23 protein-coding genes and 1 other annotated feature are annotated in these 20,933 nt (G+C 45.6%); of the genes, 1 reads left to right on the top strand and 22 read right to left on the bottom strand.

The window, feature by feature from the left end; all coding sequences use genetic code 11:
* Positions 1-19: 19 nt before the first annotated feature.
* From leuS to AC1DVJ_RS15770, 18 genes are all read right to left on the bottom strand, one after another.
* Positions 20-2,488: a leucine--tRNA ligase gene (gene leuS / locus AC1DVJ_RS15855; protein ID WP_477592205.1), complete on the bottom strand. Its 2,469-nt coding sequence runs from the start codon at positions 2,486-2,488 to the stop codon at positions 20-22.
* A gap of 80 nt (positions 2,489-2,568) precedes the next feature.
* Positions 2,569-2,806, bottom strand: a binding site (T-box leader).
* 71 nt (positions 2,807-2,877) lie between these two features.
* Entirely contained in the window at positions 2,878-3,639 is a 762-nt protein-coding gene (locus AC1DVJ_RS15850; RefSeq protein ID WP_477592204.1) for a class I SAM-dependent DNA methyltransferase, read from the bottom strand.
* A gap of 1 nt (position 3,640) precedes the next feature.
* Positions 3,641-4,537 carry a CvfB family protein gene (locus AC1DVJ_RS15845; RefSeq protein WP_477592203.1) on the bottom strand — a complete coding sequence of 299 codons (897 nt, stop codon included), beginning with the start codon at positions 4,535-4,537 and terminating at the stop codon, positions 3,641-3,643.
* Entirely contained in the window at positions 4,534-4,881 is a 348-nt protein-coding gene (gene rsfS / locus AC1DVJ_RS15840; RefSeq protein ID WP_477592202.1) for a ribosome silencing factor, read from the bottom strand. The genes AC1DVJ_RS15845 and rsfS overlap by 4 nt, the downstream gene beginning before the upstream one ends.
* A gap of 19 nt (positions 4,882-4,900) precedes the next feature.
* Entirely contained in the window at positions 4,901-5,473 is a 573-nt protein-coding gene (yqeK, locus tag AC1DVJ_RS15835) for a bis(5'-nucleosyl)-tetraphosphatase (symmetrical) YqeK (RefSeq protein WP_477592201.1), read from the bottom strand.
* Positions 5,463-6,050, bottom strand: a complete 588-nt coding sequence (locus AC1DVJ_RS15830) for a nicotinate-nucleotide adenylyltransferase (RefSeq protein ID WP_477592200.1) — start codon at positions 6,048-6,050, stop codon at positions 5,463-5,465. Before AC1DVJ_RS15830 ends, yqeK begins: the two co-directional genes overlap by 11 nt.
* 12 nt (positions 6,051-6,062) lie before the next feature.
* On the bottom strand, positions 6,063-6,356 hold the full coding sequence (gene yhbY / locus AC1DVJ_RS15825; RefSeq protein ID WP_477592199.1) for a ribosome assembly RNA-binding protein YhbY: 294 nt from the start codon (positions 6,354-6,356) through the stop codon (positions 6,063-6,065).
* Between the two features lie 20 nt (positions 6,357-6,376).
* The gene (locus AC1DVJ_RS15820) at positions 6,377-7,237 is read right to left on the bottom strand and encodes a shikimate dehydrogenase (protein WP_477592198.1); all 861 of its coding nucleotides are present in this window, start codon (positions 7,235-7,237) and stop codon (positions 6,377-6,379) included.
* A gap of 16 nt (positions 7,238-7,253) precedes the next feature.
* Entirely contained in the window at positions 7,254-8,369 is a 1,116-nt protein-coding gene (yqeH, locus tag AC1DVJ_RS15815; protein ID WP_477592197.1) for a ribosome biogenesis GTPase YqeH, read from the bottom strand.
* A gap of 8 nt (positions 8,370-8,377) precedes the next feature.
* Positions 8,378-8,872, bottom strand: coding sequence for a YqeG family HAD IIIA-type phosphatase (locus AC1DVJ_RS15810; protein ID WP_477592196.1), 495 nt, complete (start codon positions 8,870-8,872; stop codon positions 8,378-8,380).
* Between the two features lie 91 nt (positions 8,873-8,963).
* Positions 8,964-9,740, bottom strand: a complete 777-nt coding sequence (locus AC1DVJ_RS15805; protein ID WP_477592195.1) for an alpha/beta hydrolase — start codon at positions 9,738-9,740, stop codon at positions 8,964-8,966.
* A gap of 61 nt (positions 9,741-9,801) precedes the next feature.
* A complete protein-coding gene (locus AC1DVJ_RS15800; protein ID WP_477592194.1) occupies positions 9,802-12,033 on the bottom strand; it encodes a DUF4129 domain-containing transglutaminase family protein in 2,232 nt (743 codons plus the stop codon).
* Positions 12,026-13,312 (bottom strand): DUF58 domain-containing protein, encoded by a 1,287-nt coding sequence (locus AC1DVJ_RS15795; RefSeq protein ID WP_477592193.1) that lies wholly within the window; start codon positions 13,310-13,312, stop codon positions 12,026-12,028. The genes AC1DVJ_RS15800 and AC1DVJ_RS15795 overlap by 8 nt, the downstream gene beginning before the upstream one ends.
* A 4-nt stretch (positions 13,313-13,316) precedes the next feature.
* Entirely contained in the window at positions 13,317-14,276 is a 960-nt protein-coding gene (locus AC1DVJ_RS15790) for an AAA family ATPase (protein WP_477592192.1), read from the bottom strand.
* A 256-nt stretch (positions 14,277-14,532) separates the two neighbouring features.
* The gene (gene spoVAE / locus AC1DVJ_RS15785; protein ID WP_068670930.1) at positions 14,533-14,883 is read right to left on the bottom strand and encodes a stage V sporulation protein AE; all 351 of its coding nucleotides are present in this window, start codon (positions 14,881-14,883) and stop codon (positions 14,533-14,535) included.
* Positions 14,880-15,899 carry a stage V sporulation protein AD gene (gene spoVAD, locus AC1DVJ_RS15780; RefSeq protein WP_477592191.1) on the bottom strand — a complete coding sequence of 340 codons (1,020 nt, stop codon included), beginning with the start codon at positions 15,897-15,899 and terminating at the stop codon, positions 14,880-14,882. Before spoVAD ends, spoVAE begins: the two co-directional genes overlap by 4 nt.
* A gap of 4 nt (positions 15,900-15,903) precedes the next feature.
* Positions 15,904-16,374 (bottom strand): stage V sporulation protein AC, encoded by a 471-nt coding sequence (gene spoVAC, locus AC1DVJ_RS15775; protein WP_477592190.1) that lies wholly within the window; start codon positions 16,372-16,374, stop codon positions 15,904-15,906.
* 24 nt (positions 16,375-16,398) lie between these two features.
* Positions 16,399-17,259, bottom strand: a complete 861-nt coding sequence (locus AC1DVJ_RS15770) for a DUF421 domain-containing protein (RefSeq protein WP_477592189.1) — start codon at positions 17,257-17,259, stop codon at positions 16,399-16,401.
* Between the two features lie 199 nt (positions 17,260-17,458).
* Between AC1DVJ_RS15770 and AC1DVJ_RS15765 the strand changes: the two genes are divergently transcribed.
* Positions 17,459-17,665 carry a DUF1657 domain-containing protein gene (locus AC1DVJ_RS15765; protein WP_310226800.1) on the top strand — a complete coding sequence of 69 codons (207 nt, stop codon included), beginning with the start codon at positions 17,459-17,461 and terminating at the stop codon, positions 17,663-17,665.
* A gap of 182 nt (positions 17,666-17,847) precedes the next feature.
* Here AC1DVJ_RS15765 and AC1DVJ_RS15760 read toward each other — a convergent pair whose 3' ends face one another.
* The 4 genes from AC1DVJ_RS15760 to AC1DVJ_RS15745 form a co-directional block, all read right to left on the bottom strand.
* Positions 17,848-18,606 carry a C1 family peptidase gene (locus AC1DVJ_RS15760; RefSeq protein WP_477592188.1) on the bottom strand — a complete coding sequence of 253 codons (759 nt, stop codon included), beginning with the start codon at positions 18,604-18,606 and terminating at the stop codon, positions 17,848-17,850.
* Between the two features lie 119 nt (positions 18,607-18,725).
* A complete protein-coding gene (locus tag AC1DVJ_RS15755) occupies positions 18,726-19,454 on the bottom strand; it encodes a DUF6081 family protein (protein WP_477592187.1) in 729 nt (242 codons plus the stop codon).
* A 28-nt stretch (positions 19,455-19,482) separates the two neighbouring features.
* Positions 19,483-20,385, bottom strand: coding sequence for a UbiA family prenyltransferase (locus AC1DVJ_RS15750; RefSeq protein ID WP_477592186.1), 903 nt, complete (start codon positions 20,383-20,385; stop codon positions 19,483-19,485).
* Positions 20,386-20,584: 199 nt separating this feature from the next.
* Complete coding sequence (locus AC1DVJ_RS15745; protein ID WP_477592185.1) at positions 20,585-20,911, bottom strand: L-rhamnose mutarotase; 327 nt, start codon at positions 20,909-20,911, stop codon at positions 20,585-20,587.
* Positions 20,912-20,933: the final 22 nt, after the last annotated feature.

The raw sequence follows: 20,933 nt of genomic DNA, 5'->3' as shown, positions 1-20,933 counted from the left end.
AATGCATAACTTTGTGTGATTAACCTACAACGATGTTGACTAGTTTACCCTTCACGACAATCAATTTGCGAACGGCCTTTCCGGCGGTCGCTTCTTTGACTTTGTCGAGTTCAAAAGCCATTTTCTCCATCGCAGCTTCATCGGTATCCTTGGAAATCATAACACGGTCAACAATTTTACCATTGATCTGCACAACGATTTCGATTTCATTATCCACGGTCCACGCTTCATCATAAGCTGGCCACGCTTCGTATGTGATGGATTCCACGCCGCCCAATTTCTCCCAAAGCTCTTCCGCTAAATGAGGAGCAATCGGGGATAGCATTTGCACGAAATTTTTCATCGCTTCCAGAGGAAGACGCTCTGTTTTGTAAGCCTCATTGACGAAAATCATCATTTGGCTAATCGCGGTATTGATGCGAAGTGCATCATAATCCTCGGTAATTTTCTTAATCGAACGGTGCCACGTACGTTTAAATGAATCACTGCCAAGTGTTTCATCCCCGCTAATTTTCGTGTGAACCTGACCGTTGTCATCAATGAACAGTCTCCATACGCGATTCAAGAAACGGGAGATCCCATCTACGCCCGTTGTATTCCATGGTTTAGTCGCTTCCAACGGCCCCATGAACATTTCATAAATGCGCAATGTATCTGCACCTTGATCGCTAACGATGTCATCTGGATTCACAACATTGCCGCGTGATTTGCTCATTTTCTCCATGTTCTCGCCAAGAATCATCCCTTGGTTAACAAGCTTATGGAATGGCTCTTTGGTATGAACAAAACCAAGATCGTAAAGCACTTTGTGCCAGAAACGCGCATATAGCAAGTGAAGAACCGCATGCTCCGCTCCGCCAATATACAAATCAACAGGCAACCACTGCTTTTGCAGCTCATCCGAACAGAAGGCTTGATCATTCTTCGGATCGATAAAACGCAAGTAATACCAGCAGCTTCCCGCCCATTGTGGCATCGTATTCGTTTCACGGCGAGCTTTCATGCCTGTTTCTGGATCAATCGTATTTACCCATTCGGATACGTTAGCAAGTGGTGACTCACCTGTACCAGATGGCTTAATTTCATCTACTTGTGGAAGCAATAACGGCAGCTGATCCACAGGAACTGGCTTCATCGTGCCATCTTCCAAGTGAAGAATCGGAATCGGCTCACCCCAGTAACGTTGACGGCTGAACAGCCAATCTCTCAAGCGATACGTCACTTTGCCGCGGCCCTTGCTATTTTGCTCCAACCAAGCGATCATATGGCTGATCCCTTGCTCAATGTTCAAACCATCGATTGGACCAGAATTCACATGCTTGCCATCGCCAGCGTATGCTTCTTTCTCCACATCTCCGCCTTGAACTACCTCGATAATCGGCAAATCGAATTGTTTGGCAAATTCCCAGTCGCGTTGATCGTGACCTGGAACAGCCATAATCGCGCCCGTACCATAACCGCCAAGCACATAATCCGCGATCCAAATTGGCACTTTCGTGTCATTAACCGGATTGATCGCATAAGCCCCTGTGAACACACCGGATTTGTCTTTCGCCAAATCTGTACGCTCCAAGTCACTCTTGCGTGAAGCTTTCTCTTGATATTCTTTGATCTCAGCGGCTTGCGCCTCTGTGGTAATCTGCTGAACAAGCTCATGCTCAGGCGCCAATACACAATAAGTTGCTCCGAATAATGTATCTGGACGAGTTGTGAAAACCGTTAGGCTTTTCTCAGCATGACCTTCAATCGCGAACTGAACCTCAGCTCCCGTTGATTTCCCAATCCAATTGCGCTGCATATCCTTAATGCTTTCAGACCAATCCAATTCTTCAAGATCTTCAAGCAAACGCTCCGCATACTCCGTAATTCTCAAAATCCACTGACGCATCGGTTTCCGAATAACCGGATGGTTACCGCGCTCACTTAATCCGTCAATAACTTCCTCATTCGCAAGTACAGTACCTAGAGCCGGACACCAGTTAACAGGCACTTCATCAACGTAAGCAAGTCCTTTATTGTACAGTTGGATGAAAATCCACTGCGTCCATTTGTAATACTCCGGATCCGTTGTACTAATCTCCCGATCCCAATCGTAAGAGAAGCCGAGTGATTTGATTTGACGGCGGAACGTATCGATATTCTTCTTCGTGAACTCTCTCGGATCATTCCCTGTATCTAAAGCATACTGCTCTGCAGGAAGTCCAAATGCGTCCCAGCCCATTGGGTGAAGGACATTAAAGCCTCTCATCCGTTTGAAACGGGAAACGATATCTGTCGCCGTATAGCCTTCAGGATGCCCTACGTGCAAGCCTGCTCCGGATGGATAAGGGAACATATCCAAGGCATAAAATTTCGGTTTATCCGAATTTTCCAGTACCTTAAATGTTTTCTTTGCATCCCAGTAAGCCTGCCATTTGGGTTCGATCGCTTGCGGATTGTAGCCTTGTTGCTCTTTCGTTTCTTTGGCTTCTTTCAGTTCTTTTGTCATTACTCCATGCCTCCTTCAAGTTGCTATCTGCTCATATATACAAATACGCACAAAAAAACCTCACATCGCTAGCGGATATCGCTAGGGACGAGAGGTATAATTCCCGTGGTACCACCCTAGTTAACACAAGGTATTCTTCACCTGTGTTCACTCTGCCCCTTAACGCGGGTGAGACGATCCAGCTAGCGCCCTCACTTCCGGCGGTTCACCTTCTAGCTCCGAGGCGAGTTCTCAAGACTAACATCTGCCGGCTCACACCCTAGCTCCGACTCTCTGAAAGATGCTGTACAAGGTACTATTCCTCATCTAAGCTTTCCATACAACTGATTAGCTTTGATTATATGTAAAATAATGCCGCACTGTCAAGCCGAGGGCGAATCCCTTTAGGATTATTTTTTCGCAATAAAGAAAGCTCGCTCTGTCTTATCCGTTGGCTGCTCCCACGTAAAGTCAGAAGCTTGATGTACCTCACGAAAGCCTACCTCGATTAGCATCTGTTCCAGCCACTGCAGGGGATACGCTCTTTGTTCATGCGTTTCATCAATACGCCGGAAGGTTTCGCCTGAGCCGCTGTCTTTGACGAAAATCGTTAAATCATGTTCAATCTGAACGCGTTCTTCATCTAACTCACTTGTCCAAATGTAAGCAACATCGTCTTCATTTAGAAAAAAAGGCTGAGACTCCGCATAGGCAAACAATTGCTCTGGAGTATGTACATCGAATAGGAATAAACCACCTGGCTTGAGCCCAGCCAATGTCTGACGGAAAGCATCCACGATGTCATCTTCCTCTAGCAAATAGTTAAGACTATCGCAAAATGAAATGGCAACATCAACTTCCTCGCCAAGCTCCCATTCACGTATATCCTGCCTAATCCAACGAATAGCCCCGCAGCGAAGCTGACTGGGTTGTTCGCTATGCTTCTGCTCAGCAACGGCCAACATATCCTCGGATAGATCGATGCCCGTCACCTGTAATCCTTCAGCAGCTAATGGAATGGACAAATTGCCTGTACCGCAACCTAAATCCACAAGCGTTGTTGGCTTTATATCGAAGCGTTCAAAGCTTTCCTTAACGAACCTCAGCCAATCTGCATAGGGCATGCTGTTCATTAATCTATCGTACGTATAGGCGAATTTCTCGTAACTCATATCAGCCTTGCGTCTCCTCTTGTTTCAGATACGTCCAATCTGCTTCCTGATAGATGAGCCCATCTTTCATCAGCTTGCCTAAGGCACGTTTGAAGGCTGCCTTACTTAGACCGAATTTATCCTTGATGACATCCGCTTGCGTCTTATCCGAAAATGGCATGGCATGCCCTGGTCGTTCACGGAGCACTTCAAGAATACATTCTGCATCCTCATCGCGTCCTTTTTCCTTCGGAAGCCTCATCGATAGGTTAACTCGTCCATCTTCTTCACGCACAAATGCGATCCTAACATCAACTAACTCACCCACCCGAAGCAAGCGTGTCCGCTCTTGCGGGATGATAAGCCCGATGACGCCAAAACCTAGAACACCCGCCTCACATATGACGAATGTACCCATCTGAAGTGGGCGATAAACGCGAGCTTTGACCCATTGGTTTGCCCAACTTGACGGAGCTCGTACACATAGCGGAGCCAAGTCTTCTTCTAGCGCGAGCTTCGCAATTAACCGGCCCTGTCGATCGTGTGCAAGCGTAGCGAAAACTTTATCCCCTACTTGAGGACGAAGCTCTTCAAGTTCTGGCACATGTCGGTAAGGTAAAAGCAAATGACGACCAAGTCCCATTTCTAAGAAATAGCCAAAACGCGGATGAATATCAACAACCTCTAGAAGCCCAACATGACCCATGGTCAGCAGCGGTTTCTTCATGGTCGCCATAATTCGATCCTGCGTATCGTGGAATAAGAACACCTCCACTTGGTCTCCCGGACTAATTCGACTACCTACGATTTCTGCATAAGGCAGCAGAAAATCCTGATAACCATCACTCAGGAAAAAGCCATTAGGTGGAACTTCCCTTGCTACCTCTAGGGTAACAAGGGATCCTGCTTCCATTCTCATACGCGCTCCACAACTTTAGCATCGGACCAAAGTTTTTCGATATTATAATATTGACGATCATCACGATGGAAAACGTGGAGAACAACGTCCCCTAGATCAAGAAGTACCCATCGTGCTGTGTCAATGCCTTCATAACTTCGAATATGAACACCATGCTCATGCGCCTTTTTACGAGCTTCGCCTGCGATTGCTTGTACTTGTGTTTCCGAATTCCCGTGACAAATAACGAAATAATCTGCAATTGGGGATACGCCTTGCAAGTTCAAGCTAACGATATCTGCCGCTTTTTTGTCTTCCGCTGCCTCAACAACGAATGCTAATATTTCTTCTGGGTTTTTACTCATGCAATCATCCTCCATGTCATTAGGTGTGTATTTGGATTTGTTCCAATAAATCATTCCGTGTCAAAATTGTTAGTGGATAAATGCGCTTACCTTTGGATATCAAAAAGTTGATGGTGGAGTCAAAGCCGGCAATCAACGCGCGTTCGAGACTCGACTTAGCAAGTTCACGAATAAACTCTACACCTGGGAAATCACGGCCTGGTTCCATATAATCCGCCAAGCAAACGATTTTGTCGAGCTGCGTCATTTGTTCGCGACCGGATGTATGGTACCTGATCGCATCCAAAATCTCCTCGTCGTCGATACCGAATTGTGTCTTCGCAATAAAAGCACCTGCGTGCGAATGCCACAGTTCCTTATCGAATGCTAACAAGTCTTGAGGTAAATCATTCTCACGAATAATCTTAGCTTGCTCCTGTATGGGCCAATACTTGCAATAATCGTGCAAAATCGCTGCGACATCCGCTTTGACCGCATCCCCGCCAAATCGTTCAGCCAGCATAACGCTAGTCTCCATCACACCAAGAGTGTGCTGCCAGCGCCGTTCAGGCATTTGCTCCTTCACAGCCGCCATAAGGTCTTCACGATTCATATAAGCGATTCACCTCCATGAACTGCCTTACCTTATCTGGCACAAGATACCTGACGGGATCCTTAAGCTGCCTAAGCTCCCGAATAGCTGTCGATGAAATCTCAACGAGCGGCATCGGTACCAGCTTCACGCGATTTCGTATACGCTCGGGAAGCTGCGTCAGGTCCAGCTCATAACCAGGTCTGGCTAATCCAATAAAATGAATATGCCGCACGATGTCATCGATGCGATGCCACTGCGGCAAGTACTGGACCATATCGGCACCAATAATATAAGTGAACGCGATGTCCGGATACTGCGATTTCAACAGTTCGATCGTATCGATACTATAGGATACGCCGCCTTTGTTAATTTCGATATCGACAGGACGAAAAAAAGGATTGCCTTCTGCAGCAAGGCAAACCATCTCCCAACGCTGCTGGCTTGTTCCCTTCGGGGCATTGGGCTTATGCGGCGGGACATTGGCAGGCATCAGCCATACCTCGTCCAAGCCCCCTTCCACCCTCGCACGTTCAGCTGCGATTAAATGACCGGTATGAATGGGATCGAATGTGCCTCCCATAATTCCGACAAGCATACGTCCACCTCATTAGCGCGGCAGTTCAATCTTCTTATTGTCACGCGATTCTTTGTAAAGCACGACGATCTTCCCGATAACCTGAACAAGCTCAGCACCAGATTTCTCGGATAATTCAGCTCCGACTTCTTGACGATCTTCACCACTGTTGTTAAGAACGGTAATCTTAATTAATTCACGTACTTCAATTGCTTCTTGGATATGACGAATGATATGGTCATTCACGCCACCTTTACCAACTTGGAAGATTGGATCAATGTGGTGCGCGAGTGAGCGTAAATGACGTTTTTGTTTGCCTGTTAACATGGATGTCCCTCTATTCATTCTTATTCAGTTAGTGACTGTTCTACCACCTGTCTCATCGCCTCAACCGGCGCAGGTGTATTCGTCCAATACTCGAAGGCATAAGCGCCTTGATAAATAAACATGCCAAGCCCGCCATGAATGCGAGCTCCAATGGCTTCCGCTTCACGAAGAAATCTTGTGATGCGCGGATTATAAATAAGATCACTAACTAGGTGATGCGGTCGAAGTAGATGAAGCGGCATAGGAAGCTCGTCTACATTAGGGTGCATGCCAGCTGACGTCGTGTTGAGAACAAATTCAACATTATCAACAATATCCCCCAACTCATCCATCCCTAAGCCAACGGTTTCGGTGAATGCGCCTATAGTAGCAGCAAGCTCGATAGCACGCGCTTTGGTACGATTCGCAATATAAATACAGCTCACGCCTTCTTTGGCCAAGGCATAAGCCACACCGCGTGCTGCTCCGCCTGCACCAAGAAGTAGAACACGTTTCCCTTTGAGCTCGATTCCCGTCTCTTCCTTCAAAGAACGTACATAACCAATCCCATCCGTGTTGAAGCCTTTGAGCTTGCCCTCTTCATTCACGATGGTATTGACTGCGCCAACGATCATAGCCCCTTCATCGATCTCATCGAGGTAATTCATCACATCTACTTTATGTGGAATGGTAACATTCACACCGCGGTATCCGAGCGCCCGAATTCCACGAACAGCTTCCCCAAGTTCTTCAGGCCTAACGTGAAAAGCTGCATAAACGCCATTAATCCCCGCTTCCTGAAAAGCGCGATTCAGCATGATCGGAGAACGGGAATGCCTGATCGGATCCCCGAATACTCCGTATAGTACCGTATGACTGTCGATCGTCCGAGTCTTCTCCATGATCCCCCAATGCCCCCTAAATCAACGACTCACGTGTAATCACTTTAATACCCTTCGGTGCATGAACAGCGAGCTGTGCACCAGCTAGACTATTCACCTTAATCCAGCCTAAACCCGAGATCAGCACATCCATCTGTTTCCCCTTCGGAATGTGCAGCGGATGCTTAACCAGCTTCGGAAGCTCTTCAAGATCAGCTAATTGTGGCGGTGTCAGCATGACACCTTTGTGTTCTTCATACAAATCATCCGCCCGTTCCAGCTTCGTGCGATGAATTTGAATCGCATTCGACGTGTAACAAGTAAAGGATTGATGCTCACCTTGGATAAAATCAAATCGAACGAGAGCGCCAAAAAATAACGTCTGTGCCTCATTAAGTTGAAATACCATCGGCTTAAGCGGTTTATCTGGCATAAGCGGCGTTAGATCACGCTTCTTCACGACCTCAGTCAGTCGATGCTTGTACACAATCCCAGGCGTATCAATAATGAATTTGCCGTCATCAAGCGGAATTTTGACCAGATCGAGCGTAGTTCCCGGATATTGCGATGTCGTCAATTCGGCTTCCAAATCACTGTAATCACTGATAAGGCGATTAATTAACGTCGATTTCCCTACGTTCGTAGCGCCAACTACATACACATCCATGTTGCCGCGGTATTCTTGTACAGCCGAAATAACTCGGTCGAAGCCGATGTTTTTCTTCGCGCTGCAAAGGACGATATCAACAACCTTGAGGTTCTCTTCCTTGACTCTGCGCTGCACCCAGTTGATGATCTTGTTGGCATTCGTCACTTTCGGAAGCAAATCAATTTTGTTAACAACGAGTAAAACGGGATTATTGCCGATAAATCGGGCAAGTGAGCTGATCATACTGCCTTCAAAATCAAAAATATCCACTATTTTCACGACTAACGCCTTCGTTTGACCAACATGTCCTAATAACTTCAGGAAGTCGTCCTGTTGAAGGGTAATGCTCGAAGATTCATTATAATGCTTAATCCGGTAACAGCGTTGGCAAATCAAAGGTTCCTTCTGCAAGGCAGCCTCTGGAATAAAGCCAAGCTTACTTTTGTCTTCTGTTTGCAGCCCAATGCCGCAACCCGCACAATGTTGTATTGTTTCTGTACTCATGAAACCTCCTATTTCTTCATCCTTGCTACTGCCCATCTCTCAATCAAGCGATTAATTCTGGTAAAGAAACCTTCATCTTTTCTTGAGATCGGTTGAACTAGGATCGTGTATAGCCCCATTCGATTGCCGCCAAGCACATCTGTCAGCATTTGATCCCCGATAACAGTGGTTTGTCGCGCACTCGTTCCAAGCAGCTTCATCGCTTTATGGAAGGAAGCATTCGTCGGTTTTTTGGCACGGTGAATAAACGGAATGCCCAGTGGATCTGCAAAAGTCGCGACTCGCAAACGATGATTGTTCGAGACGATAACGATTTTGAACCCGATCTGATGCATCTGTTTCAGCCATTCTATTAACTCAGGCGTCGCATGTGGATCGCGTGCACCGACAAGTGTATTATCTAGATCCGTTATAATTCCGCGAATACCGAATCCCCACAGGTGATTGGCATCAATATCATAAATTGTATGAACAGACTGTCTGGGTACAAGCTTTTTCAGCAAACGAATTCCCTCCAACTGCTTCCTTGACATATACGTGAAACTATACCATAGTGCCTCGTTTGTTGCAAAAAGAAAAGAACATATTTTCCCACTAGACTCTTGATGGCAATGGCAACCAGTCTAAAACGCTTTGAATTTTGCGATCCCAGTAGCCCCATTCATGTGTGGCAGACTCTTCTTCATAGGTAATTTGCAAACCTTGCGCTCGGCAATAATTCCGGAACCGAATGTTATCCTCATACAGAAAATCTTCCGTGCCACAGCATTGATAGAGCTGCGGTCTATCTTGTTTACTAGCAACGAGCTGGTCAGCAAGATAAAACAAATCATTCGGGCTGTCTTTCATCGTCGATACGTCGCCAAAAATCAATTGAAAATCATTGGGAAACGCAGTCGCTCTCTCTACAATATCTACCGCACCAGATAAGCTCGCGCCCGCTGCAAATCGATCCGGCTGCGAGAGCGCTAGCTTCATAGCTCCATATCCTCCCATAGAAAGACCTGCAACGTAGTTTAACTCTCGTTCCTCTGCTAATGGGAAGAAGGATCTCGCTATCGCTGGTAATTCATCACTAATAAACTCCCAATATTTCGGCCCTGCAGCCATATCAGCATAGAAACTCCGATTCACCGCAGGCATAACGACGGCAATACCGAGYTGGGAAGCATATCGCTCAATCGAGGTTCTCCGCATCCAAATTGTATGATCATCAGACAAGCCATGAAGCAAAAACAAGGTTGGGTGCTTGCCCCCATAAGCATGTGAAGCTAGTCCGATTTGGCCTTTGGCAACTTGAGGTAATATTACATGCATGGAAGCTGCAACACCAAGGGATTCTGAATGAAAATGACAATCGATAAACGCCATTTGATTATATCTCCTCTCATATTGAAGCCACCCTCCTTAATTGGAGAGTGGCTTCGTTTGTTCATTTGATTTGTTCTTTGACACGAAGAATTAATTGGTTCGCTTGTTGATATTCAACTTCAGATACCGCTAATTGACTATATTTCGCACGTTCAAATAATTCAATCAACGCATCCAGCTCTTTCTTCAACCATTTACTCTGCGATGACCATCTGGTTGTTGCTTCTCGAACCGTTTCATACTCGTGTCGCGTGTACCCTTTACGACGGCAGGCACGGAGCATTCTTTCAAATTCAACGATTATTTTCTGGTTAAAATTCACGACTTGCAGCTGTTTCCTGCGAGCTCGCCAGTTATGCCAAGCTTCAGTTCTCATTAGGAAAAATACAGCGACTGAAAGAAGTACTACAACTACTACACTGCTGAGTGTCAACCAAAGCCATGTGAAACTAGGTGCTTCTGTCGTTTCTTCTGGCAATGTGCTCGTTTCCGTATCCGTTGCTGGTTCTTCTGGGACTGGTGCTGCCTCTGGGAATACATTGGGCAGTGTGAAGCCCGAGGTAGGTTCAAAGGATATCCAACCAAAGCCATCAAAATAAACTTCTACCCAAGAATGTGCATCGGAGTTGCGAATCGTATACGTACCAGCACCATCYGTGTCAAATGTGGCTCCTAACGCGCCTAATATTCCCTGTTCCCGAATTTCATCGGTGATCGAAGAGGATCCAGAGGAATATCCTTTCACCCAGCGAGTGGGCAAACCAATCGAACGCGTGAGTACAGCCATTGCCGTCGAGTAGTAATCACAATACCCTTGCTTGACTTCGAATAGGAAACGGTCCACAAAATCCTTGCTTTTCCCCTTCGTTTCGTCCGGTGTATTGGTATAAGGGAAATTCTCAGACAAATACTTCTCGATAAGCTTCGCTTTATCATAGGGATTCGTTGCTGTCTTCGTAAGGTCAAGAGCTAGTTGCTTCACACGCTCAGGCAAATCAGCAGGAACTTGTAAGTACTCTGCCCATTCCGGTTTGTTTACGTAATCACCTGTCGTTTTCCGCAGTAGATCTTCCTCAAGAATCGGCTCTTGTACCACAACCGAGTAGTCTTTAGGATAATTACTTCGTCCTGTGAAGCGCAACTCAGATTGTCGCGGTGACCAAATGATACGCACGAATGGGTTTTCACCCTTATTAATCTCCACAATTTTCTGAATGGCGAATCCCCCGAATAATACTGGGAACACCTCTTCACGATCCATCACAACACTTTGTGTGACTTCCTGCGTTTTCAATTGCGATATATTAAAACGTGCATCCAACGGTAACGGATTCAAATTCACCCGAAACATCGGCAGTCTCTTTTCCGTGGGCCCCAGCTCCCAACCTTTCCCGTTATACATCGATCTCGTTTCACCGCGGAAATAGGTTCGTTTACTAGATTCAATCGTCATCACCGGCGTGTAATCAAATCGAAAGCCACCACCGAGTCGGCTATCATCACGGCTATAACCAGATGAAGTGTCAGCCGTCGAAGTAGCAACGCTAACCCCTTTGCCAAGTAACGGCACCGTTTCCCCRCGACTCACTTTCCAAGCTGTATAAGGATCCGTCAAAATGGGATTTACCGTTGGTGCAAAAACACCAGCCAAAGTAATCACGCCAACCAAAATGAGGATAGGAACAACGAAAGAAGACGGATAATCGGAAATCGTCTCCCATACGTCTGGCGCTTTTTTCTTCAACTGTGAAAAATGTTTCACAATTAAGAGGAGAAATCCGCAGAGCAGGATCATCGCCACTTGAGGCCAAAGAAAAATCATACTGAAAGAATCACGTACGGCAAAAAATAAAATGCTAACAAAAATAAGGACGACAATACGAAATTTCGAAGTAATGGACCACATCGCGAACAAATAAACGATCCACGCGCTTAAACTAAACCAAATATAAGGTTCTAGTTGCCCCGCATTAAGGCCAATAAAGCGCAAAGCTTCTTTCCAGGTTGTTATATGAACTGCTACCCAATGATATCCCATACCCCAGCCATGGAGCCAGATAATGAGTAGGAACTGGATACATGCGCGCCATCCATTCGTGATTTTGGGTATACAATACGTCGCCGTAATAAGGACTAAGGTCCATGTCACGAAAGAGACCGTCTCAGCAAGCCAAAGACCATCTTCTTTCATAATCCAAATCACAAATTGATAAAGAAAGATAGCAATTAAAATTGCAGATACTCGTAACGCCCAATCCTTTAGAAGGAGTCTGCTCCACCATGTGTTAGGCATACCGTTTCGCCCCTCCCAGAAGGTTWGGCAAGTCCGTTAATTGACTAACCTCATACCCCATATAGCCTTGTGAGCGAATGGCTTTAATATAATCCTCATTCGTAGTGATTTGCTCCACTCCCTGAGGTCCAAAAGCTGGATCAGTATGACCATGAATCCAGATATGGCAGGGCTTCATTTGAAGAAGCGCCATTTGCTGAAACATTTGCAGCATGGCGCTGCCTTTTTGCGGAGATATGAGTACAATTAAGCTGCCTGCAGGCCAATCCTGTGAGCGTTCCTTCAATATTTGACTCAGCGATTGATAGCCATCCGCATCTACACCTACTAGATGTTTAACAATTTCCTTGTAATGATGCTGGCTGTGCTTCGGTTCAAAATAAGTAAATTCCTTGCCGATCGACAGGAGGCCCAGCGACATTTCACGCCCTGTTCCGTATCGGAACAAGGAAGCTGCAACCGACACAGCTAATTCAAATTCAGCGCCATCTCGGTACGCTCGTGCGGTTCGGTCTAGTAAAATAATGGTTTTCGGCAAAGATTCCCGCTCGAACTCCTTCGACTTCCAAGTGCCTGTCTTAGCCGTCGCATTCCAGTGAATCCGTGAAAGCCGATCGCCGTAAATGTATTCGCGAACGCCATTAATTTGCGTCGTTTCACGGTGTGCGCTAGTCGTCGTAGAGTGATGCTGCATCCCTTTGAGCATTTGATGAAATTGCGCCCATTCGCGTATGGTGACAGTTTGCGGATACACAGTAATCGGCTGCTGCAGATCCACTCGGCCCTTATGCTGAAAAAAGCCGAAAATATCTTCCGTTAAGCACTCTGTCTCCCCGAAACGATAATAGCCTCTGCGGAGTGGCGGCGTACTGTAAGTGAACTCACCCCGACGTTTCCAATCAGGCACGATCGACCCTTCAAATACAGATTCATCACCATTCTGCCGAATAAGCTGATCTTTAATCATCAGGTAAGGAACTGGCCAATACCCTGGCAATTGTACCCCGATCTTAATTTGTAACGATTGTCCTGCCTCAAGTTTAGCCTCTAAGCCTGCGTTCGTTAGCTTGCGAGTCCCCTGCGCGCGTTTAATGCCACTCCAGTTCCCTGAAAGCAAATACACCGTTAAAACCGTCATCGTAATGAATAACATGGAGGCCAGCTTCCCACCTTGAAATAGCATGAAGAACAAGCTAGCCAGCAAACAAGTTAAAAGTAGCCATAATGCTGCCGGAAACCGGGGACGCTCCCCGAATCGTTTAAATACCGGTCGTTTCATAGGCTCACTTCTCCAATCTGACCGGGACCCGTACTTGCTCAAAAATCGTCGCGAGCACAGAAGCGATACTGACGCCATCCATACGTGCTTCCATTTGAAGGATCATACGGTGACCCAGTACAAAAGGAGCTAAATATTTAATATCATCCGGGATGACATAATCGCGTCCATGTATGAAAGCATACGCTTTGGATGCTAAAACTAACGAAAGTGTAGCCCTCGGACTCGCTCCGAGGAAAACAGCGTGATGTTCCCGTGTTTTACGCGAAATGGTGACTAAGTAATCAGCCACAGCTTCATCCAAGTGAACACGGCGAACCTGCTCCTGAATCTCAAGCACTTGCTTGGTGTCCACAATGGCGTGCAGTGCTTCCATCGGATGAACTTTGCTCTGAGATGCAATCATCATTTTCTCAGCTGCTTCACTAGGATAGCCTAAGCTCAGCTTGATCATAAATCGATCTAATTGTGCCTCTGGCAATGTATATGTGCCTTCAAAGTCGATCGGATTCTGAGTCGCTAGCATCAGGAACGGAGATGGAAGTTCATGCAAGTCACCGTCTACCGTAATATGCTGCTCTTCCATCGCTTCCAGAAGAGCTGATTGCGTTTTCGTAGTAGCCCGATTGATCTCATCCACTAGCAAAATATTGGTCATAATCGGCCCAGAACGGAAAATGAACTCTTCTTTTTTGGGGTGATATATAGAAACGCCAGTTATATCTGTTGGCAATAAGTCCGGGTTACATTGAATACGGCGGAATTGCCCGTTAATAGATTTCGCTAGCGCTTTAATGAGCACTGTTTTACCTGTTCCTGGGACATCCTCAAGCAGAACATGACCACCGGCCAACATCGCAGTAAGCAACAATTCAATTTCAGCGCTTTTGCCAAGAATACATGATTCTAAATTTGCTTTCAGCCTAGCTAGTACTTCTACATGATGCTGAGTGGCAGTTTCCATTTGTTGGTCCTCCTTAGAGTTTTCGTAGAAAACTTGTATGCGTTAACAAGGCAATTTGTACGAACATGCTTCCATCTTCTGTTTGGTTCAGAAAATAAACAAAAATGTACATAAATCTAGTTTACAGGAAAGTTTTTCGTCCGTATACTTGTAAATCCTCTAAAGTTATTTGTTAAAATTAACCACGTGAAACAGAAAAAGACGCCACTCGGCGTCCATTACACTTGCTATTCCATCCATCGATCTCACACTAGCTTCATCCTTTGGGTTTCACAAACAAGGCAGCCAAGAATGAGAAAATAATCGCGGCGGATATCCCCGCGCTGGTCACCTTGAAAATACCTGTTATGATGCCTATGTAGCCATCCTTATGGAGTTCCTCTAAAGCACCGTGAACAAGCGCATTCCCGAAGCTCGTTATGGGCACAGTCGCACCTGCGCCAGCAAAGGCAATCAATGGTTCATATAAATTGCAGCCATCCGCAATGGCACCAAGAACAACAAGTGTGCTCATGGTATGGGCTGGCGTTAGTTTACCAACATCCATCATGAGTTGCCCAAGCACACAGATGGCCCCTCCAACAACAAAAGCCCAAAAAAAGCTCATACGTATAACCCTCCAGACTCAATGGAAACAGCATGTGCGATACAAGGAATACTCTCTCCTTGTTGGAAAGAAAGCGGCGAAAGCAAGGCTCCTGTCGCAACAACGAGAATTCTTTTCAGCTCCCCTTTGGCTATGCGCTTCAGCAAGTGCCCGTAGGTAACAGTAGCCGAGCAACCGCAACCGCTTCCTCCTGACTGAACCGATTGCGTTTCACGATCAAAGATCATTAACCCGCAATCGCTGTAGGTTGTTTGCTCGATTGGGAACTGGTGCTTTTGGAACAGCTCACGCGCAATGCTGACCCCTACTGCTGCTAGATCCCCCGTCACGATGAGATCGTAATAGGAAGGGTCGCGATTCAATTCGCGGCAATGGGTTTGTATCGTATCGACGGCGGCCGGCGCCATAGCTGCGCCCATATTGAAAGGATCCGTGATCCCCATATCCACGATCCGACCGATCGTAGCTGCGGTGACGACAGGGCCGTCACCGGTTTTACCAAGCACGGCGACCCCTGCGCCCGTGACGGTGTACTGTGCTGTCGGCGGCTTCTGAGAACCATATTCCGTTGGATAACGGAACTGCTTCTCCGCCGTACAGTTATGGCTGCAGGTGCCAGCCATAACATAATTGGCTGCGCCAGAATCGACCAGTTGGGCGGCTAGCGCCAGTCCTTCCATCGACGTGGAGCAAGCACCGAATATACCCAGATAAGGTATATTCAGCGTCCGAGCCGCGAAAGTGTTGGAGATGATCTGATTCATCAGATCGCCTCCAACATAGAATTGGATCTGGCCGTCGGTTAGCCCGGCTTTCGCCAGCGCGTGATGCGCAGCTTCCTCCAGCAGCGCTTTCTCTGCTTTTTCCCATGTTTTTTGACCGAGTGTCAAATCACCATGAACAATATCAAAATCCTCATTGAGCGGTCCTTTTCCTTCATCAGGACCTACAACAGTACCCGTTGAAAGAATCACGGGCCGATTTTCAAACAGCCAGCTTTGGTGTCCCTTCAGCATATCGTCAACCCCCCGTGAAGATAAGATGCGCAATCCCTACAAAGAAGGCCGCAACAGTTCCGAAAACGATAACTGAACCCGCTAATTTAAACATATTCCCACCAACGCCAAGCACTAGACCTTCCGCACGATGCTCAATAGCCGCCGAACAAAGCGAATTCGCAAAGCCAGTAACGGGGACTGAGCTTCCTCCTCCTGCCCACTGCGCGATTTTATCGTAGATGCCGAGACTGGTTAAAATAACAGAAATAATAATCATCACAGCTACGGTTGGATTGCCCGCTGTTTTCTCCGTAAATCCAAAACAATTAATGAACATACGCATAAAGCATTCACCAATCAGGCAGATCGTCCCCCCTACGAGAAAGGCTCTGCCGCAATTTTTAAGCACAGGTCTTTTGGGCTCTTGCTGCTTGGCTAATTTTTGGTATTCTTGCTGTGTCATTGTTAAGTTTTTCTTCTTGTTGTTAGGCATGACTTACTCCTATTCCCTCAAAACCTAAGCTCTGAGAATCGTATGTACCTGCTGAATAATTTGAGTTAACTGAATGGAACAAGCTTCATACATTTGTTTGGCTTCTATATTTTGTGTCGTTAGTGAGAACAGCTCCAAGTCTGCTTCACATTTCTTTAAGCACGCGAGTAAAGCAGGACGTTCGGTCGGTGCAGGGACTTGTAAGTTATCATCATAAAGATCAACAGTTAATTCACCATTTGTGTTAACCTGACCGAGAAATACATTTTCCTTAGCAATACCCAGCTTATCAAGTTCCGCTTGCAGCCATCCTCTACTTTTTCCCGCGGCAGCCAGCGGCTCATTTTGAATGACACCATCCATCATGACAGCTTGCGTTGGTTTCTCTATGGTCAACTTCATGCCAATATGCTTTGGCGTTAATGGCTGGTTCTCACTCTTCAACAGAATACTCAAATCACCACTAGTCTCCAGCATCGCAAATTCCACATCAGCCACCCGAAATACACCTTTGGTACGTAACTGTTCAAGTAGTTCATCACCTGTATAGCGTTCTTTTCTCAAATTCCCCTCAAGAATTTTGCCATCTTTAATGAGAACTCTGCCATTCCCTTCAAACCAGACACGAAGTGTCTTGCTCTTCAAAGTCAATATTTCCAGTACTAATGGCACAAGGACCCATACCAAAATTGCGATAACACCATGATAGTAATTCGCCTCGACATCGGTCGAAATGTTACCAGCCAGATCCCCAAGCGTTATGCCGATAACATATTCAAAAAAAGTGAGCTGAGATATTTGTTTTTTACCTAGAATCCGCGTTAAAACAAACAGAAACATTAAGGTACCTAGAGCTCTAATGGCAATAAGTAGCCATTCAGGCACATCATTCCTCCTCCTTCACCAGCTTTCAATATCTACATTATGTGCCAATCGGGCACTAACTATCATCACTCTAAATTGGATTTATTTGGTAAAATATACAGCAATCACTGCGGGCATATTAACAATCGCAAACCGGAGAGCGCACATTGAATCGATCTGTTCTCATCCATTATCAAATTTGAGGAGTGTTTACGACAACATGACAGTAGCAGCACAAGTTAAAACCACACTAGCATCCTTAAAAAGTGCCCAGGCCAGTCTTGAAACCTTTGCCCTTAGCACACAGAATCAAGAGGCCAAGCAATTATATGAGACTGCTGCCCAATCTACCCAGCAAATCGTTGATCAAGTCTCCTCTCGTGTACAGCAATTAGAAAATGAAGAGCCGCAATACAAAGGTTTTTAAACACAGAACAGCCGCTGCGACGGATCGCAGCGGCTGTTTTTCTCTTTTTCATAAAAACAAACTAAGAAACAAGATTAGCAAAACATATAGGATAAGAATAAGTAACCTAAGCTTTTCCTTTGGCATAAAGCCGCCCCTCGTTTCGTTGATATTCATTGGATGTTTCGATTTATTTACCCGTATTATTTACCCGTCCAGTAATCAAAGGTTAGCGATCTATTTTTGAAAAAGGAATAAGGAATATAGCAATAGCCTGCGTCACCCCAAGCGGTACCCCATGAGTTCCGAGCAATGATGACACCCTGCCCCTTCACTTTACTATCCTTATAACCAACAGCAAGTAAGGCATGACCGCCTAGAAGCTTTTCCTTTTTCCGATTTGGATACGGAATTTTCCCAGTTTTGGAAGCTGTCTTACTTTCAAACGAATCATAGATCCAAATTCCGAAAACAACTGGTGATCCATCGGCAAGTGCAGCCTTTATACCTGCTAGATCATGAATACGATGATAGCCATCAATACGATAGTACCTAGCAAGAGCTTCAGCTTCATGATTCGGCGTATTGCGAAAATTTGCAATCTCATATGGCCATACTTCCTCTGGACATACGCCCGTTTTCTGCAGCACTTTAAACCCATCACGGATCGTAGCCCCTGCATCACGATTAACCGTATGCTCTAGCTCACGTTCATGCCAATAGTGAAAAAGTCGGGATAACCGCGTTGTGTTCTCATCTTCGGATCGCAGCCAATACTCTCGCAATCCGCTCACAATCGCATTCGAAGTACATGAACCTAACGAGCCTTGGTTTACAACAGGAGAGAGTTTGTTGCGTAAATCGAATTTCTTCGGCAATTGGGATTCCCGAATATAATTGACACTCCTGTATGTGAAATCACGAAAATCGCGAGGGTCCTGTTTGACTGTATATTTCCGCATACCCGTACCTCCTATGAAGCCTAATCGCTAAGTACTCCAGTGTATTCACCCATAGGCAGGAGCGTGCAAAAAAGAGCCCGACTTCAGGAATGAAGTCCGAGCTCTTTCGATCGTACGTTTTATTCCGTTACTGTAACAGTGACGGGCGTCCATTCGCCAATAATCGTTTGTCCATGTAGAGAGACACTTCCTTGAGGCGTCAAATCCTTCTCCGTCATCATGCCTAATGCAACTGTGAATCGATTKAATTTGATCGGCACGTTTTTTTCACGGCGTACTTCCTCACCGTTCACATAGAAAATGACTTCATCATTACCGCGGTGGTACGTAATTTTATACGTATTAAATTCACGTGGTTGGAAATTCGTTTCCTCTTTGAAAATACAGAAAAAGCGTGTTTTATCTGTTTCAGGCACTTGCACACCTGGGAAGGGTAGTACTGCGTAAACACTTGCGTATTTATCATTCCCAGCGAAGAAATCCAGCGCTGCGCCTGTTGTAAAATCAAGCAAATTCAACGAAACGAAACCATCGTATAAATCGTTCGGTGCCGTGTTTTGCGTACGAGCACGGATTTGTAGCTCGAATGAAATTTCTCCTTCTTCAGGCACTTCAACATCCTTAGCGGAATAATACATATGCTTGGCATTATCTAGAAATTGTACATAATCATTTTTGCGGCTAAGCGGCGCACGCGCATATAATATGCCGTTTCGAACAATAATCGTCGCATTCGGTTCTCTGAATTCCCAGAATGAGCCATCCGGCATCGGGAAACCGCCTATTTTCCAAACTTCGCCTTCCGATAAGATCGTGTGGAAATCACCAATTGTAAATTGTCTGCTCATGTATATGACCTCACTTCATCTGTGAATTTTAAGATTGAAAGATAGCTTGTACCACCAGCGCTAGCATCATAATGATGCCGCCTCTTATTGTTGCTTTTAAGGAAGCACCCATTAATGGCAGATAGGCCGGGGAAGGATTCTCTGACTTCAAATTACGATACACCCGATAAAATGGAACGGCTGTTAGTAACGCAAGAAGGGCATAGTAAGGGAACACACCAATGATGACACAAGCAATCAATGATGCGTAAGACAATACGAATAAGAACTTGGAGAACACCAGTGCTCGCTTCTCGCCCCAAACTACAACTAGCGTACGTTTACCAGCACTTTGATCCGATTGCCAATGGAGAAAATGATGATTAAATAGAATCAATGTCGTTAGTAAGCCGATAGGTAATGATAGCAATATCGGGCGATAATCCACCTGCATGGTCTGCACATAATAACTGCCTAGCGTAGGTAAAACACCAAAGGATAACAAAATAGCAATCTCGCTATATCCTTTGCCGCGGTAACCAAATTTAATAGGCGGTGCCACATAGAAATAGGCAATTAAGCCACCTAAACCTCCGAAAATGAGTACGAGCCAACCACTGATTACACTTAAAATAAGACCACAAATAAGGGCAACAGCAAACACGGACCAAGTTAACAAACTAAACGTACGTTCTGCAATAATGCCATTGGCCAGAAATCCTGAATTCGTTGAAATCGTAGAGGCCGTTTCCTTTGCTGCCGTATCGACTCCATTTCGAAAATCCCATAAATCATTAATCATATTTGAGAATAGATGCGCTGCTATAGATCCAACGAAGGTCAGCACAAATAGCATTGGATGAAATGTATCTTTCCACACAATGGCGCCCAATCCACCTAATAGGATGGGAATGATCATGACTGGAATAACCCGGAATCGTGTTGCTTTCATCAATAGCTTTAGGTTGAGGTTATTCATATTCACGTTCCTTTCAATAATACTCTGCACCTCATACTATCCCAATCTAACTAGTACTTCAAGTGAGTTTCTATTCCCTTGGAGCCACGGTCTACCAGCTCTGGAAATTAATCGGAGAAATGAAAAAAGGATGCTAGAATTGGCTCTAGTCATCCTTTCAGCCTTAATACTATTATTTCAGATAAAAAACCTCGCGCATCGGAGTGATCGGTACTGCTTCACGGAAATCAAATGAACCTACGACCATTTTGGACGTAATGGCATTCCATCGATTACAAGCGTCGCTCTCAGCCAGATAAGCGAAAGCAGCATCTAAATCATCACATAAGAATACATAGAAAAATTGTGCGCCATTTTGAAAAATGGAGTAATCTCGAATGCCAGCTTTACTGTGTTCTTCCATAATCTCTGGCCAAGGAGCCAAGTGCATCTCAACATACTCTTCCAGAACTTCCTCACGTATCGTCCATGTCCAAGCAAATTTCCCGCTTTTTTGCATCAGGATCTACCCTTCCTTTTTC

Source organism: Paenibacillus sp. P4_A9, from assembly GCF_056402415.1.
The sequence above is the reverse complement of the archived record's forward strand: the minus strand, read 5'-3'. Positions and strand labels throughout refer to the sequence as shown.